This window comes from Oscillatoria nigro-viridis PCC 7112, assembly GCF_000317475.1.
Lineage (GTDB): Bacteria > Cyanobacteriota > Cyanobacteriia > Cyanobacteriales > Microcoleaceae > Microcoleus > Microcoleus nigroviridis.
The window spans coordinates 1,646,631-1,662,476 of the sequence record NC_019729.1 but is presented as its reverse complement, the minus strand read 5'-3'; the positions used below and the strand labels follow the sequence as shown (position 1 = coordinate 1,662,476).

The window sequence follows — 15,846 nt, the reverse complement described above, 5'->3', positions numbered from 1 at the left end:
CTCTAAAATATGCCGGGGCTCTGAAGTTATATCGTTTCCGGTTGCATCGGAATCATAAAATCGAGTCAACAGTTAACACTCAACCATTGAGTTTTTCGACCCCGAGTCAACAGTAAACAGTCAGTCGATTTTAGATTTTAGATTTTAGATTTTAGAATTGACTCCACAGATGAATCTGGAAGCTGGAAAGTAGGTGTAAAATATTTCGCTTGTCAACTGTCAACTGTCAACTGTCAACTGTCAACTGTCAACTGTCAACAATCACGGACGGTGCAACCGGAATTGATATTATACACTACCAAAAGGACACATCAGTTAATGAAACACTTATCACAAACAGTTGAATTTGATGCTGCATTGTTGAATAAATACAACCAGCCTTTACCTCGCTATACCAGCTATCCACCCGCCACAGAATTAAGCACTGACTTCGATCGCAAAGCATTTATAACCGCGATCGCCGTCGGCAATCACAAACAAACTCCCTTATCGCTTTACTGCCACATCCCCTTTTGTGAAACGCCCTGTTATTTCTGCGGCTGCAATACCATCATTACCCAGCGCAAGGAGGTGATACAACCCTATTTAGGGTATCTCGCTAGCCAAATTCGCCAAGTTGCCACTTTGGTGGATGCCGATCGGCTGGTGCATCAGTTGCACTGGGGCGGCGGCACGCCCAACTATCTCGATCGCAGTCAGGTAGAGTGTCTGTGGAACCAGTTAAATCGATATTTTCGGTTCGATGACGCGGCAGAAATATCGATCGAAGTCAATCCTAGCTATATCGATCGCGAATATATTCTATTTCTGCGACAATTAGGCTTCAATCGGATTAGCTTTGGCATTCAAGACTTTAATCCCACCGTGCAGGAAGCAATCAATCGGGTGCAGCCCGAAGCGATGTTGTTTGATGTGATGGATTGGATTCGGGAAGCAGGGTTTGAAAGTGTCAATGTAGATTTGATTTACGGCTTACCTTTCCAGACACAAGCAACGTTCCAGGAAACGGTACAGAAGACCTTGCAATTAAATCCCGATCGCATTGCCGTCTTTAATTTTGCCTATGTTCCCTGGCTCAAACCGGTTCAGAAACGGATGCCGGAATCTGCTTTGCCGACTGCTGGCGAAAAGCTGAAAATTCTGCAAAGTACGATCGCCCAACTAACCCAAAATGGCTATGTGTTTATTGGCATGGATCACTTTGCCAAGCCTAACGATGAACTGGCGATCGCGCAACAAGCTGGGCAACTCCATCGTAATTTTCAGGGTTATACCACTAAGCCCGAATCGGATCTGTTGGGCTTTGGCATGACTTCCATCAGTATGTTGCAGGATGTGTATACCCAAAACCACAAGGGATTAAAAGACTTTTATCGGGCGATCGATGGGAACGAATTGCCGATCGAAAAAGGTGTTATACTTAATCAGGACGATCTGATTCGGCGCACAGTAATCATGGAATTAATGTGTCAATTCCAACTGTCGGTGCAAGATTTGGAAGAAAAATACCATCTCGGCTTCGATCTCGATTTTAATGACTATTTCGCCCAGGTTTTGCCACAACTTGATGCCTTAGAAGCCGATGGGTTAATCAAACGTTGGGGCGATGGCATTGAAGTAACAGCGATCGGGCGATTGCTAATTCGCAATATTGCCTCCGTGTTTGATAGCTATCTCATCCCCCACTCCAGCAAACGGTTTTCCAAGTCCCTATGAATCATCGTCAATCGATTGCGCGATTTTAGATTTTAGATTTGAGATTGACTTGCGCGAGATAAATGCTCTTTCTTGAGGATTTTCGATTTTCGATTTGGGATTGATTCCACGGATAAATCACGTGGCGGGTATCACCTTTGAAATTCGCTTGTCAGAGTTGTTAACTCAGATTTGTTAACATAGTTAGGGACGGATAAATACTTTCATAACCGAGTTGTTGCGTAAATTATAACCAATTCAACAAGGAAAAAATCTATGTTCTGCGAACAATGCGAACAAACAGCAAGCGGACAAGGATGCCATCAGTTTGGTGCTTGTGGGAAAAGTCCCCAGGTGAATGCTATCCAAGATCTGCTGATTTATTATCTGCGCGGGTTGGCTCCGATTGCCCTGAAAGCAAAGGAGTTAGGCATTGATACTCATGCAGTGGATGTCTTCACCTGCGAAGCGATATTTGCCACGATGACGAATGTCAACTTTTCCGAAAAGCGGTTTGTTGAGTATCTCCAGGAAGCGATCGCCCATCGCGCCAACCTCAAGGCTCAAGTACAGCAAGCAACAGACAATCCACCCACTTGGGCTGAAATTTCCAACTGGGAACCCAACTTTGACGAGAACCTCGTTGAGCAGGGTGAGCAGATTTCCCTCCAGTTCCTCAGTCAGTCTGCCTCGGATGTGGATATTTTCTCGCTCAAACTCACCGTACTATACGGCGTTAAGGGTCTTGCCTCCTACACCTTCCACGCCTACGAAGTTGGACAGGAAGACGAGCGGGTGTATCGTTTCATTTATGAAGCGCTGACCGCTCTCGATAACCAGACCTTGGGCTTGCAGGAGTGGGTGAATCTTGCTCTTGAGGTGGGAGCCATCAATCTGCGATCGATGGAACTGTTGGATGCCGGACATACCACTACCTACGGGCACCCAATTCCCACGCCTGTTCCCCTCAATCCACGGCAAGGGAAGGCGATTCTGGTTTCAGGACATGACATCAAACAACTCGAAGCCATACTGAAGCAAACCGCAGCCACTGGAATTACGGTTTACACCCACGGCGAACTTCTCCCCGCCCACGGTTATCCCAAACTCAAACAGCAGTACCCCCATCTCTACGGTCACTACGGCACCGCTTGGCAGAACCAAACTAAGGATTTTGCCAAGTTCCCCGGTGCGATCGTGATTACGACCAACTGCTTAATGCCAACTCATTCCTATTATGAAGATAAACTCTTTAGCGTTGGCCCAGTCGGCTATCCCGGCATTATTAACTTGAGTGCGATCGACAGTGGCACACCCGATTTTACTCCCGTTATTGAGAAAGCACTGGCACTTCCCGGCTTTACTGAAGATGCACCGGCCAGGGAAGTCACAGTTGGTTTTGCCCACAATACAGTCCTAGGGGTGGCAGATAAAATCATTGAGGCTGTGAAACAGCGTAAAATCCGCCATTTCTTCCTGGTGGGGGGCTGTGATGGAGCCAAACCCGATCGCAACTACTACACCGAGTTCGTCGAAAAAGTGCCTGATGATTGTGTCGTGCTCACCCTAGCTTGCGGCAAGTTTCGCTTCTTCGATCGACAAATGGGCGACATTGACGGACTACCCCGCCTGATGGATGTTGGTCAGTGCAACGATGCCTACTCCGCGATTCAGATTGCTGTAGCCCTAGCCAATGCCTTTGAGGTAGGTGTCAACGATATACCCCTGTCCATGATTCTGTCCTGGTATGAACAGAAGGCAGTAGCCGTCTTGCTAACTCTCTTGCATCTGGGGATTAAAAACATTCGCCTAGGGCCGACATTACCGGCGTTTATTTCTCCCAATGTATTCAAGCTTCTGTCGGAGCAATACAACTTGCAGCCCATTACCACCCCCGATGCCGATCTGGCAGCTTGTTTGAACTGAGTGGGAGTTCTGGGTTTCCATCTGTGCGTGCCTTTGGGGCTTTGTTTGTGTAGCCGCGATCTTTGCCATTTATATCTCTTCTATAAGTGCAATAGCATCCCATAAGGGGTGCTATTGCACTTATAGAAGACTTGTCGTTCAACCGCTTAGCTCTTAATGGCAGGAGTCACTAGGGCGATCGGTTGAGCTTCAGCAGAAGCTAAATCCAGGGGGAAGTTATGGGCATTGCGCTCGTGCATCACCTCAATCCCTAGATTGGCACGGTTGAGGATATCTGCCCAGGTGGCAATCGGTCGTCCCTGGCTGTCTAGGATGGAATTGTTGAAATTGAGTCCATTCAGGTTGAAAGACATGGTGCTAATTCCCAATGCCGCAAACCAAATTCCGACTACGGGCCAGGCAGCCAGGAAAAAGTGCAAAGCGCGGGAATTATTGAAACTGGCATACTGGAAGATCAGCCGTCCAAAGTAGCCGTGGGCTGCTTGAATGTTGTAGGTTTCCTCCTCTTGACCAAATTTATAGCCATAGTTTTGAGACTCTTGTTCGGTCGTTTCGCGCACCAGACTGGAGGTTAGTGACATACTCCCACATCAAACTGAGTACAGTTATGATGTGGGCTTCTTAGCAGCCCGATGAAGGGTGTGCAAGATTTCCTTTACGGTACTGTCATCCATAGTTCCCACCACAGAAAGATTCCCGCTACGGCGTTTTATACTTGGGAAAATGTCCAACCCAAGTCTCTTTAGATTTATCGCAGCATTAATATCGCGATCAACCATCAGAGAGTTTTGCTCATCCCAATAATTCCGTATCCCACAATCGGTAAAAATGATTTCATTCCGATAGCACAGAACCATTGAAGTATAAGCAGGTTTTTGCGAAACGACGACTGATCCAGCTTTTTCGGCTATGTATTCCAGCGTCTTGAAAAATTGACCGAACGCAGCATCCAACCAAGATTTATTCAATCCTGATTTTGCTGATTGACCGTTCGGAAGGTAATTACCCTCATCGTCTTGCTTAACTTTATTCCGCTTTGTTAAGCCCTTTAAGTTCAAATCTTCGTGAAAGAAAAACTTAGCTCCAGACTTGACAAGTTTGTGAGCCGTTTTGTAATGGAAGTCTTGGCGAGAACGCGCTATTTTTTGGTGTTGTCTCGCTTCTTTTTTGGCTAATTTTCGTCGAGATTTAGAGCCACGTTTTTGCTTATTCCGCTTCCTTGAAATGCGGTCTAACTTAGATTGGTTTTTACGAAGTGGTTTTAACGAAGGCAACTTTTCGCCCGATGATGATGCCAGGTAGACATCTTCATGCAGTACCGCATCCAACCCGATCGAGTTGTTCCAGTTTGGGGTAATTTTATCAGGAATAAACTGCGGTACTGAAGCGTCTTCAAGCATTATTTGGATGAACCAACCGTCAGCCTTCCTAGTTACGCTGATTTGCTTGACGCTAAACCCATCAGGGATTAGACGGTGCATCCGAACTTTTATGATGCCTAGCTTTGGCAGTCGGATATAAAGCCAATTCTTACGAACCAACTTAATCCAGTCGCTGTTAGCTGTAGAAAAAGTCATCGTCCGGTAGTCTGCCTCAGTCTTGAAGCGGGGTTTACCCGATCTTCCGCCCTTACTATCCCCTATGACAAACCGCTCGAAAGCTTTGTCTACTCGCTTAGAGACATCTTGCAGTACGGTTGAATCTACCTGCTTAAAATCCAAAAGTTCGCCACTATGAAAAACTTTTACTAGGTCTTTCTTAATGACGGGCAATTGTTGTTTTTGGGAGTAGTAGTTGGGCTTCGCACGGGGCGCAGAGATGCTAGCAATCAATGGACAAGCATTTATAGCAGTGCGGTTCATCTCCCACCAATCAAATCGATCACCTAACTGTCGATTATACCAATAGCGACAGATTCTCAGCCAATGGTTGAGGGTTAACTTTTGATTAGTGTCGGGATAGAACTGGTACTGGTAGGTCGCTTTCATTGCATCGTAGCCGATACGCATTAATTAGTGTTAATTTATCAGAGAATGTTGTTTGGTGTCAAGTCTATGAGTACAGATTTTATCCATAAAGCCAGAGGAGTTTCCGATCTCAAGTGTCATTTAGTGTTGACAACCAAGTATCGGCGGAAAGTTCTGACCGATCAAATGTTGTCTAGGCTTGAGGAAATTTTCAAGAACTTAATGGAAAAATGGGAAGGAAGATTGGTAGAATTTAATGGTGAGCGTGACCACGTACATTTGCTGCTTCAATATACACCGCAAACTGAACCAAGTAAGCTTATCAACAATCTTAAGACTGTATCTAGTCGCTATTTGCGGAAAGAGTTTGTAGATGAAGTTGAAAAAGTTTACTGGAAAGATGTTTTTTGGACAAATGGATATTTTATTGCTTCATGTGGTGGCGTGACGGTTGAGCAATTAAAGAAGTATATTGAGGGGCAAGATAGACCTGTAGAATAAGATTTGTTCGTCTCGTCATCCATCTGTCCACCGCTCAAAGCTGCGCCTTGAGATTGTGGACAGATGGAATCCTCGTCTCACGCGCCTTTCATCCCACACCAACCTTGATCGGTATGGTGTGGGGATTCCCGTCTGTCTAGCTAAAGACCCGTGCATGGCACTAAACAACGCACCGCCAAACACGCCTATTACACCCAACATATGGAACGGGTGCATCAGGATGTTGTGCTCGGCAGAGAACACGATCATGAAGTTAAAGGTTCCAGAAATTCCCAGCATTAAACCGTCTGAGAAACTGCCCTGTCCGATCGGGTAGATCAATAACACGGATGTTGCTGCTGCCACAGGAGCAGAGTAGGCAACTGCAATCCAGGGACGCATTCCTAACCGATAGCTCAGTTCCCATTGCCGACCCATGTAGGCATAGATCGCAATCAGAAAATGGAACACGATTAGTTGCCAGGGACCGCCATTATAAAGCCATTCATCCAGGGAAGCGGCTTCCCACATTGGGTAAATGTGCAAGCCAATGGCATTGGAGCTAGGAACCACCGTCGCGGTGATGATGTTGTTACCGTAGAGCAGCGAACCGGATACAGGTTCCCGCAACCCGTCGATATCCACGGGGGGAGCCGCAATCATGGCGAGGACAAAGACAATGGCTGCGGTTAGGGCTGTCGGAATTAAGAGGACTCCAAACCAGCCAATATAAATTCGATTCTCTGTACTGGCGATCCAGTTGCAGAATCGCTCCCAAACATTAGCGCGATCGCGCTGTTTGAAGATAGCTGTCATGATTTCAAAAAAATGAGGAAAAGTGATATTGTAATCTGGCTCAGAAACAAGAATTAAATAACATCGATTTTTGGAAGCTATTTAATTCGCGCTCCTGCAAAAACATTTTTACTTTAATCCTCTCTCGCCTACAAGTCAGTTACCGGTGCTGTCTCATAGTTGATTGGGGTAAAGCATTGGCTCAAATTCTGAACTTGAGACACTTATAAAAAAATTGTTACGATTTGTTTTTGGTCGCTCGAAAGAACGCTAGAACATTAGACCGCATCAGCAACTCGGTAGTGCATCCAAATCAGTGTTGAACGGGTTAATAAGTCATTGCGCTCGTGCCAGCGAAAATTTAACAATTTTTTCGGAATAGCTTCAATCTATTAGCCGTTCCCAATCTTTTACTCGCCGTAACTATAGGGGCTTGAACGTAACTATCTTGTCGGCAGAGTTGAGATCTGTAAGATGGTTGGTTATCTGGTGGTGGAACCGAACCTGAGTTAAGCTCATCCCACGCCTGAAGGCGGTTATGACCCGTTTAAGGATTGCGATTTGAATGCTAAGGCTGTGGCAATTGAGCCTTTGTTAGATCGAATTGGTATTCCTTATGACCCGTCAAAAACTGAGGCAGAAGCCAGAAGACCATTTGAGATTGTGGAGTGTTTTTTTTCTGATTAGCGATCGCTGGCAAAAATATCCAGGCGATTGGGAGGTTCTCTATGGCACGCAGGCGCAAAATTCATCTATTGACTTATGTTCGAGCAACAATTGCTTTGACGTTGCTTGTTGTCTGGAGTCTAGCAGCAATTACTGGCTTTCTTTTGGAGTTTTCCCCCAAAGGATATGGAACGGGGCGGCTACCTTTGTTCCTAAGTTTAACTAGATCGCAATGGGGAGATGTACATTTTCTTGTTTGTGTTATTGCTCTATGCGTAACTGTTGTTCATGTATTGCTAGACTGGCGAGTCTTGCGTGGATATCTCAGTTACCTGCTCAAATCTCATCAACATCCTGACTTGTTTGAACAACGATCGCACATCAGAAAAGAGTTTTTTAGTATTCACAACCGACCAGATGAACCAACTCAAAAGTAAAAAAAATTCGAGTCTCTCAAGGAGGATCGCCATGTTTAATAATGTGGGTATGCTCGATCGCCTCATCCGCTTTAGTTTAGCAGGCGTACTGCTTTACCTCGGCTTTGGTGTTTATGGAGGTTCGGCATTAGGAATCGGATTAGGAATTCTTTCAATTATTCCTGCCCTGACAGCTTTAATTGGAACTTGTCCGCTCTATAGCTGGCTAGGCATTAATACTAAAACCCAGCATCCCCAAAAATATTAAGTCTGCACCCGGAGATGAGAAATGGAAGAAAGTATCCCACTCGAAAATCCTTTAATGTCCAGAAGGCAGCTACTCAACTTTCTCACAGGAGCCGCTGTCGCCGCCACAGCTACTGCGGCTCTTTATCCTGCAGCCAAATTCTTTGTTCCGCCAGCAGAGGGGAGTGAAGATGGCTCGCTTCTCGCTAAAGATATTTACGGAAATCTGATTCCGGCCAGCCAGATTTTAGCATACCCCCTTGGAACTCGCGCCTTAGTTGCCGGATTGGCTGGGGAACCTACCTACCTCACCGTCAGAGAAGATGGTACGCTCCATCCTTGGGGGATTGTCGATAACTGCACCCACTTGGGCTGTACTTTCCCTTGGAATCCCAATGACAATCAATTTCAATGTCCCTGTCACGGTTCTCGCTATGACCCAGAGGGCACAGTAGTACGCGGCCCAGCACCTCTTCCCCTTAAACTCGTCCGCGTGGCTGTCGCAGAAGAGGCGATTTGGATTTCTCCGTGGAAAGAAACCGATCCCCGCACGGGAAAAAAACCCTGGTGGGTTTAGCCATGAATGATATCCAAACAAATCTGATTGAAACCGACGAACAGACGTGGGTGGCGCTGCGGGTGGCGCTGCGATCGCCCAAGGCGCGCTTTCAGCGATCGCAGCTTGGGATCGAAGTAGCAAGTGAAGCCACAAACGGAACAACAGGCTGAGTCTTGCTGGAATCGATCGATGTTGAGTTTTTCTAAATGTTTATTTCCAGTCTTGCTGGCGATGGATTTACCCATCTGCGTAATTTGTTGTTTTGTGAGGTAATTAATGACCGCTAAACTGTTGCCAACAAATCCGACTCGATATCCACTGGATTGGACTGCGGTATTCTTTTTCACCACAATTCATGCTCTCGCACTTTTAGCACCCTGGTGCTTCTCCTGGTCTGCCTTGGGGATGACCCTCTTTTTGCACTGGTTATTTGGCAGTATTGGCATTTGTTTGGGCTATCACCGCCTATTGAGCCATCGCAGTTTTCAGGTGCCTAAAGGGCTGGAATACGCGATCGCCCTGATCGGTGCCACTGCTTTACAAGGAGGGCCTATTTTCTGGGTGGCGGGTCATCGGCTGCACCACGCCTATACCGAAGATGTCGATAAAGATCCCTACTCTGCCCGTCGGGGGTTCTGGTGGAGCCATATGCTGTGGATTTTTTACCCAAATTCAGAATTCTTCGATTATGAACAGTACCAGCGGTTTGCCCCCGATCTGGCACGCGATCGATTTTATTGCTGGCTGAATCGAAACTTTTTGCTGCTGCAAATCCCGCTGGGTTTACTGCTGTATGCGCTGGGGGGATGGTCGTTTGTCATCTGGGGTATGTTTGTCCGAGCTGTTTTACTCTGGCATAGCACCTGGTTTATTAACTCGGTCACTCACCTGTGGGGATACCGTACCTTTGACACAAATGACAACTCACGCAATCTTTGGTGGGCGGCTGTTCTCACCTATGGCGAAGGTTGGCACAATAACCACCACGCCCATCCTAACGTTGCCAAAGCAGGCTGGCGCTGGTGGGAGTACGATCCTACCTGGTGGGCAATTTGGCTGTTAAAGAGATTGGGTATCGCCCAAAAAGTGGTGATGCCACCAACTTAAAATGGCATACCTTAAAATCAAAAATATATGGAGATCGATCTGAAGCGATGTCTACAGTCACTACACCCTCCACTTCTGTTTACGGTCCTGTGCAATCCTGGCGCTTTGGGCGATCGCTAGGGATCGATCCGATCGGGCCTGATTCTAGTTGCTCGTTTAACTGCGTGTATTGCCAGTTAGGTGAGATTGAACACCAGACTTGCAATCGCCAGGTTTTTGTCCCGACTCAGAAAATTCAACAGGATCTGCAATCTTTCTCAGTCTGCGATGCGAACACCATCACCCTCAGCGGTAGCGGTGAGCCAACTCTGGCGCTGAATTTAGGCGAAATTCTGGTTATGGTGAAGGAGATGACCGGGAAGCCCGTTGGCGTATTGACAAACGGCAGTTTGCTGAACGATCGCGCGGTGTGTGAGGAACTGGCGATCGCCGATTGGGTAGCTGTCAAAGTTGATGCCATTGCTGCTGAATCATTCTGTCGCATCAATCGCCCCATGCCAAGCATCAACCTCCTGGACATTTGGGCCGGTTTACTTCAATTTCGCCAACTCTATTCAGGACACCTGGCCATTCAGACGATGCTACTCACCGAGTGGAACGAACAGGATCGGGCAGAGTACATCCGGCGGATGCAAGCATTACTGCCCGACGAAATCCAACTCAACACGCCGACGCGACTTTGCCCCCTGACGCATCAGCTAGAAGCACGAGGGAACGATCCGCCCAATGCCTGTTTGTATCCGACAAGGCAACTGAAGCAAGTCAATCCTGAAGTGCTACAGGTTTTTGCCGATCGCATTGAACGTGTCACAGGAATTCCAGTGCGTTACCCATTATTAAAACAAGAGGGAGAGAACCGATGAAACCTCAGAAAACAAACCCATATTTTCAGCTTTTAGACATTCCCCCTGGCTATCTCAACATCATGGGATATGTAGACGAGTCGGAAGTGAATGGGCCTGGTTGTCGAGCCGCGATCTGGGTGCAGGGATGTCTGCGGGAGTGTCCGGGCTGCTTTAATCCGGCTTCCTGGTCCTTTGAGATCGATCGACTAATCAGCGTTGATGCCCTTGTCCAGCAGATTCTCAGCAATCCTCGCAATCAAGGCGTCACTTTTTCGGGCGGAGAACCTTTTTGGCAAGCTGCAGCCTTGGCAGATTTGGCACGCCAAGTCAAAGCAGCAGGATTAAATGTCATGTCGTTTACTGGCTTCACGTTAGAACAATTGCGATCCCAACAGGGGCCCGCCGGTGCTGAGGAGTTGCTCGAACAACTCGATATTTTAATCGATGGTGCCTACGTGCAGTCTTTGGCAGTCAACTCACCCGATTCTCTCGTTTCTTCCAGCAACCAGCGCGTCCATCTTTTCAATCCTGCTTTTGGGGATCGACTCACTTGGTCGAGCGATCGGATGGAGATTCATATTCTCAAAGATGGCAGTCGGATTTTCACAGGCTACCGGGGTCAATCGATTTTAGATTTTAGATTTTAGATTTTAGATTGACCCCACGGATAAATTCGGGGGACTCCTTCATCGGATACAGGTTTTTTATTTCTGGACGGATGAATCCGGGGGCTTGTATCCTGGATGATGAAGGTCAAATGAATCTGGCCGAGTCGGAGTTATGAACCCGATCGCATTAAGCATCGAGCATCCAAGCAATACACTTTTGCATTTGATTGCTCATTGTTTGTCGATCGGCATTATACCTGCGGCCGTGTCCCGGCAAGACCCATTCAAACGAGTAATTAGCCAAATTCTGCATTGATTTGATTTGTTCCGGCCAAGAATACCAACAGACTTCGCGAAAGCCAACTAGCTGCTGCCAACTTTCCGACCAAGCAAGATGATCGCCGGTGAACAAAAACTTGTTATTGTAAAGCAAAACTGTGTGACCTTTCGTGTGACCAGGTACAGAAATAATCAACAAATCATCTGCGATTTGATGCGGTTCGCTACCAGACAATTGAATTTCTACACGGGTGCATCTCACTTTGGCACATACATCAAATTGAAAGTTGACCGTTGAGATAAGCACAGCGAAGAGCAAGCATAGAGGAAACGTTCTCAATATTCCATTGCGCTCCCGATATTTTTACCCTTAATCCAATGCGTTTTATTGTTGATTCCACTGTTCCAGAACCAATCGAACTTATGGATTCTTCTTTGTAGTATTGGTAATTTACTATTCGGCAGCGATGGGTATCTAAATAATTGCAAAACGTTTTAAATGCTTGACCTTTAAAGTCTTTAAATAAATTTATAACTTCATCAACTTTGCCTTGCCATAACATATTTTCGGCTAATTTCAATCGTTTTATTGAACCCCCTACCTTGTAGAGATTTTCTTTCAGATGATACCAATCTAAGATTTCTTGTCTTTGTTCATTGTCTCCAATTTCTTTAAATATGTTCCAAATTCCGGCATGGCCATCTCCGAGGCAATACATAGGATGTAGTAATTTTTGGCTATTAGTCCAATCAATTAAATCTTGATTATTTTGAAAAAACGCTCCCGCATAAATATTATCTAAACACACGGCTTTATAGTCTTTCCAGTAACAGCTCTCGCCCTTGGTTGCGTTGCGTAGTCTGACTTTACCGCCATCCAATGTAATTTCTTTGACTCCTTGTTGAGATGTAGGCAATTCCAATTCTTGTCTTTTGACTAATCTTTGTAATGTACTGTGAGAAATTTTGATCCCAGTAAATTTTTCCAAATCTTTTTCTGCCATTTGATAAGATTCGTTAGCACTGATTAAAAGACAGCAATTTTCCATCAGGGGACTAAATTGACTGTAAGCTTTTAAGCCAAAATATTTTGCCTGATTATCTGTAATGTCGAGCGATCCGATTATTGATTTTATTTTTCGGGGTTTTCCTGTTTGAATTCCTGATACTGCTGAAAAAAAAAGCTACCTATTTCTGGACCAACCTCTGATAACATTTTCTGACGGACTGCTTTTTCTATACTTTCAAAAGTTTTTAACTCAGTTGGCTCTGTATTTCTGTAAAGAATTTTTGCTACCGCTTTTAAGTGGGCTTTTAGTTGTTGTTGGTCTGAGGGTGTCATTTTATTTACCTCATCTTTATTTGACGATTTTACTAGCTTTTTCATTTTAACTCTTTTTTGACACATTCGCAAAAGTGAGATGCACCCTTCTACACTGCGAGTACCCGCGTTAATTTCGTCAGCATGGAGAATGCGATCGCACCCAAAACGATCGCGGTATTGTTGATGGTCGGCCACATCATCGCGGTGAGTCAAGTACATATAGCGAATGCCGCCCATTGCTTCTATGTTTTTGACTAGCGGCGGCACAAAACGGGGAGAATCAACTAAAATGTTTCCTTCGGGGCGGACAATTAAATAGCTGGCTGCGGCGTAGGATTTCTCGGAGTGGTAGCCGCAGTGATAGACATTTTCTGCTACGAGTGCGGGTAAAAGTTGCTGAGCTTGTTTGATGCTTTGGGGTTTTTCTACAGTGCCGATCGAACTTGTGGGACAAGACAAAAGAGCCGCGAGCGATCGCATTTCTTCAGTTTCATTAGTTGGCTGGTGGTAAACCGCAGACTGTTCTCCCGCTTGAGTAAATACTTCAGGTGCCATCCACCGACAAGTATCACAGTCTATGCAGGTATTATCTACATAAAAGTTACCGTTAATATTTTCAGTACGCCTCCGATTAATGTTAGCCATTTTTCTACCTCTTAATAACTCATATAAATTATGGTAACTTACTATAACGAATACCCCCGACATCCCGACGGGGGTTGAAACCCGTCTCACAGCACAATTCTGTTAAAACTCACATCTTGCACCATTCTCAAGAACAGGCTTTTCGGGCTGTTCCACAAAGAGTAGATTTTCTCGCTTCACAGCCCGAAAAGCCTGTTCAGAAAAGGCTAATTGAGAATGGTGCAACATCTCAGTTAAAACCGACTGATTATCACTTCCTATTTATAGTAGCTTAGTCTCAGTCCTCTTGAGATGACCGATACTTGGAGGTAGGGGTTTAAACCCCTGCCGGACTCTTGCTTCAGCGTGCAAGATCTAAGTTTAAATCAACAATTCTACTGCTGCTTCTGGGCCGCTGGAAAAGCACCCGCTTTCACCGCCACAGTAACAGGTTGTCCGCCTCGGCTCAATTCAAGCTGCAGATCGCTGCCCACTGTACTTTTCTCGACAATTTGCTGTACGCTGCCAGCATCGCTGACTTCTGCACCGTTGATTTTCTTGATCACATCGGCAACGCGAACACCAGCTTGTGCAGCCGGAGAATTTTTTACAATTCCCAAAACTAACACGCCTTTATCTTCAGTCAGCCTCAATTTAGGGTTGGGATTTTTATTGAATTCTGCCTTGACTTCGGGAGTAATGCTCAACATCCGAACGCCGAGATAAGGATGTTCGGCTTTTCCTGTTGTTACTAATTGGTCGGCAATTTGTTGTGCTCGATCGATCGGAATCGCAAAACCCAATCCTTGAGCGCCTTGAATAATCGCCGTATTCATGCCGATAACTTGGCCGCGCTGGTTCAGCAGCGGGCCGCCAGAATTACCGGGATTGATCGCAGCGTCGGTTTGAATGAAACTGACGCGCTTGTCGGGAACACCGACATCGGCGCTAGAACGGCCTGTAGCGCTAATAATTCCCACAGTCACAGTATTGTCCAAACCGAGGGGATTGCCGATCGCGATCGCCCATTCTCCCGGCTGTAATTCTTCAGATTTGCCCAAATTCACCACAGGCAAATTGTTAGCTTCTATTTTAACAACAGCCACATCAGTAACTGTATCGACGCCTAAAACTTTGCCGACAAATTCGCGGCCATCCTTCAGTTTTACCGTCACCGTATCCGCGCCATCAACAACGTGAGCGTTAGTCAAAATGCGGCCGTCGGAACCAAAAACAAAACCCGAACCCGAACCCCTTTCTACCCGATTTCCCGGTTGAATGGGAGATTCCGGGCCGAAGAAGCGGCGGAATTGTTCGGGGATTTCATCTGGAACTTGGTTCGTCACCGTGCGAGACGAATTGATCCGCACCACTGCCGGGCCGACTTCCTGGACAACTTTAGTGACAAAATTAGAGTCTTGAGAGGGTAATATATTTGCAGGCAATGCTGAGATTGGCGCTGTAGTTGAAGGTTGAGCTTGAATCGCGTTAGAACTTCCAGGAACTTTAGAAGTTAGGGCATTGCACCCAACAGTTGCGGTGGAGCCGAGCAAAAGGAGAGATAAAAAAGCAATTTTTCTCGGCAAATAAAAACGGCGAGAACGCTGAGAGTCAGCAGGGACATTTTTGGTTGACATCGTATTGATTTGGTGAGAGTTAGAGGGAGAGTTATAATTATGGTTTTGCATTTTTAGCACCTACTCTAATTAACTTAGAACTAAAGGTTCTTTAATTTTAATTCAAGCATTGATGAACTCTGCTTGACTGGTGGGGTTTACCCTACAAGCTGGGGTAGAAACCGGACAGTCGCAGGCAAATTGTCTGTGGATTCCAGCTTTTGAGTGCGATCGAACTGGGTCGGCACTGGCGAATTGCTGTCTGAGTGCGATAATACAAACTACGGTAGCCAGCTCGCATATTCCGCATTTCCCGCGAACTTTTCACAGGATTGATATCCGAAGTCATTCGATTTTAGATTTGAGATTTTAGATGCAAGGATTGACTTGCGCGAGATAAATTCGGGGGATGCAAGGATTTTAGATTTTAGATGCTTTCGATTGATGCCACGGATCGATCGCGTGGCGGGTACCACCTTTGAAATTCTTGGTCAAAAATAATCCTGGACTCAACAAAACCAGGTTTCTACGCAAAATCTTCGTTGGGAGCGATCGACGTTAACCTAGAAACGAAGTTTTTGACCCCGCCTGCATCCAGGAAGGATAGCAGCTAAAGCACCGGAAAGCCTCACCCTAAAGCAGGAAGTAAAAAACCTGTAAAGCCTCAAGCTAAAGTACCAACTAAACCTAAGT

14 protein-coding genes and 4 pseudogenes are annotated in these 15,846 nt (G+C 46.0%); 10 read left to right on the top strand and 8 right to left on the bottom strand.

Annotated features, from left to right (window positions below; genetic code table 11):
* The first annotated feature begins 318 nt into the window (after nt 1-318).
* Together hemN and hcp are read left to right on the top strand one after the other, a co-directional pair.
* Complete coding sequence (gene hemN / locus OSC7112_RS07115; RefSeq protein WP_015175272.1) at nt 319-1,716, top strand: oxygen-independent coproporphyrinogen III oxidase; 1,398 nt, start codon at nt 319-321, stop codon at nt 1,714-1,716.
* Between the two features lie 255 nt (nt 1,717-1,971).
* Entirely contained in the window at nt 1,972-3,621 is a 1,650-nt protein-coding gene (gene hcp, locus OSC7112_RS07110) for a hydroxylamine reductase (RefSeq protein WP_015175271.1), read from the top strand.
* Nucleotides 3,622-3,767: 146 nt separating this feature from the next.
* On the opposite strand, the pseudogene OSC7112_RS07105 reads toward hcp, so the two are convergent.
* A pseudogene (locus OSC7112_RS07105) lies at nt 3,768-4,196 on the bottom strand (photosynthetic reaction center family protein); the annotation flags it as partial.
* Between the two features lie 30 nt (nt 4,197-4,226).
* Nucleotides 4,227-5,630: an RNA-guided endonuclease InsQ/TnpB family protein gene (locus OSC7112_RS07100; protein WP_015175270.1), complete on the bottom strand. Its 1,404-nt coding sequence runs from the start codon at nt 5,628-5,630 to the stop codon at nt 4,227-4,229.
* Nucleotides 5,631-5,675: 45 nt separating this feature from the next.
* Here OSC7112_RS07100 and tnpA point away from each other — a divergent pair, with 45 nt between their 5' ends.
* Nucleotides 5,676-6,089 (top strand): IS200/IS605 family transposase, encoded by a 414-nt coding sequence (tnpA, locus tag OSC7112_RS07095; protein ID WP_015175269.1) that lies wholly within the window; start codon nt 5,676-5,678, stop codon nt 6,087-6,089.
* Nucleotides 6,090-6,230: 141 nt separating this feature from the next.
* Here the strand turns inward: tnpA and OSC7112_RS07090 are convergent.
* Nucleotides 6,231-6,884, bottom strand: a pseudogene (locus tag OSC7112_RS07090) (photosynthetic reaction center family protein); the annotation flags it as partial.
* A 707-nt stretch (nt 6,885-7,591) separates the two neighbouring features.
* On the opposite strand from OSC7112_RS07090, the gene OSC7112_RS35410 reads away from it, so the two are divergent.
* From OSC7112_RS35410 to OSC7112_RS07060, 7 genes are all read left to right on the top strand, one after another.
* Entirely contained in the window at nt 7,592-7,966 is a 375-nt protein-coding gene (locus OSC7112_RS35410; RefSeq protein WP_015175268.1) for a DUF4405 domain-containing protein, read from the top strand.
* 31 nt (nt 7,967-7,997) lie between these two features.
* Nucleotides 7,998-8,213 (top strand): YgaP family membrane protein, encoded by a 216-nt coding sequence (locus OSC7112_RS07080; protein WP_015175267.1) that lies wholly within the window; start codon nt 7,998-8,000, stop codon nt 8,211-8,213.
* A 21-nt stretch (nt 8,214-8,234) separates the two neighbouring features.
* On the top strand, nt 8,235-8,768 hold the full coding sequence (gene petC, locus OSC7112_RS07075; protein WP_015175266.1) for a cytochrome b6-f complex iron-sulfur subunit: 534 nt from the start codon (nt 8,235-8,237) through the stop codon (nt 8,766-8,768).
* A gap of 2 nt (nt 8,769-8,770) precedes the next feature.
* Complete coding sequence (locus OSC7112_RS39475) at nt 8,771-8,920, top strand: hypothetical protein (RefSeq protein WP_015175265.1); 150 nt, start codon at nt 8,771-8,773, stop codon at nt 8,918-8,920.
* 106 nt (nt 8,921-9,026) lie between these two features.
* Nucleotides 9,027-9,857: an acyl-CoA desaturase gene (locus tag OSC7112_RS07070; RefSeq protein ID WP_015175264.1), complete on the top strand. Its 831-nt coding sequence runs from the start codon at nt 9,027-9,029 to the stop codon at nt 9,855-9,857.
* 47 nt (nt 9,858-9,904) lie between these two features.
* The gene (locus OSC7112_RS07065; protein WP_015175263.1) at nt 9,905-10,720 is read left to right on the top strand and encodes a radical SAM protein; all 816 of its coding nucleotides are present in this window, start codon (nt 9,905-9,907) and stop codon (nt 10,718-10,720) included.
* Nucleotides 10,717-11,349 carry a 4Fe-4S single cluster domain-containing protein gene (locus tag OSC7112_RS07060; RefSeq protein ID WP_015175262.1) on the top strand — a complete coding sequence of 211 codons (633 nt, stop codon included), beginning with the start codon at nt 10,717-10,719 and terminating at the stop codon, nt 11,347-11,349. The genes OSC7112_RS07065 and OSC7112_RS07060 overlap by 4 nt, the downstream gene beginning before the upstream one ends.
* Nucleotides 11,350-11,497: 148 nt before the next feature.
* Here OSC7112_RS07060 and OSC7112_RS07055 read toward each other — a convergent pair.
* From OSC7112_RS07055 to OSC7112_RS07035, 5 genes and pseudogenes are all read right to left on the bottom strand, one after another.
* Nucleotides 11,498-11,836 (bottom strand): annotated as a pseudogene (locus OSC7112_RS07055) (MBL fold metallo-hydrolase); the annotation flags it as partial.
* 28 nt (nt 11,837-11,864) lie between these two features.
* Nucleotides 11,865-12,931, bottom strand: a protein-coding gene (locus tag OSC7112_RS07050) for an ISKra4 family transposase (protein WP_150111641.1) whose coding sequence is annotated in 2 segments (ribosomal slippage) — nt 11,865-12,763 and nt 12,763-12,931 — 1,068 coding nt in all. Because the reading frame shifts where the segments join, the coding sequence is not laid out codon by codon here.
* A gap of 87 nt (nt 12,932-13,018) precedes the next feature.
* Nucleotides 13,019-13,558 (bottom strand): annotated as a pseudogene (locus OSC7112_RS07045) (MBL fold metallo-hydrolase); the annotation flags it as partial.
* 374 nt (nt 13,559-13,932) lie between these two features.
* On the bottom strand, nt 13,933-15,225 hold the full coding sequence (locus OSC7112_RS07040) for an HhoA/HhoB/HtrA family serine endopeptidase (protein WP_015175260.1): 1,293 nt from the start codon (nt 15,223-15,225) through the stop codon (nt 13,933-13,935).
* Between the two features lie 91 nt (nt 15,226-15,316).
* Entirely contained in the window at nt 15,317-15,502 is a 186-nt protein-coding gene (locus OSC7112_RS07035) for a hypothetical protein (RefSeq protein WP_041622410.1), read from the bottom strand.
* Nucleotides 15,503-15,846: the final 344 nt, after the last annotated feature.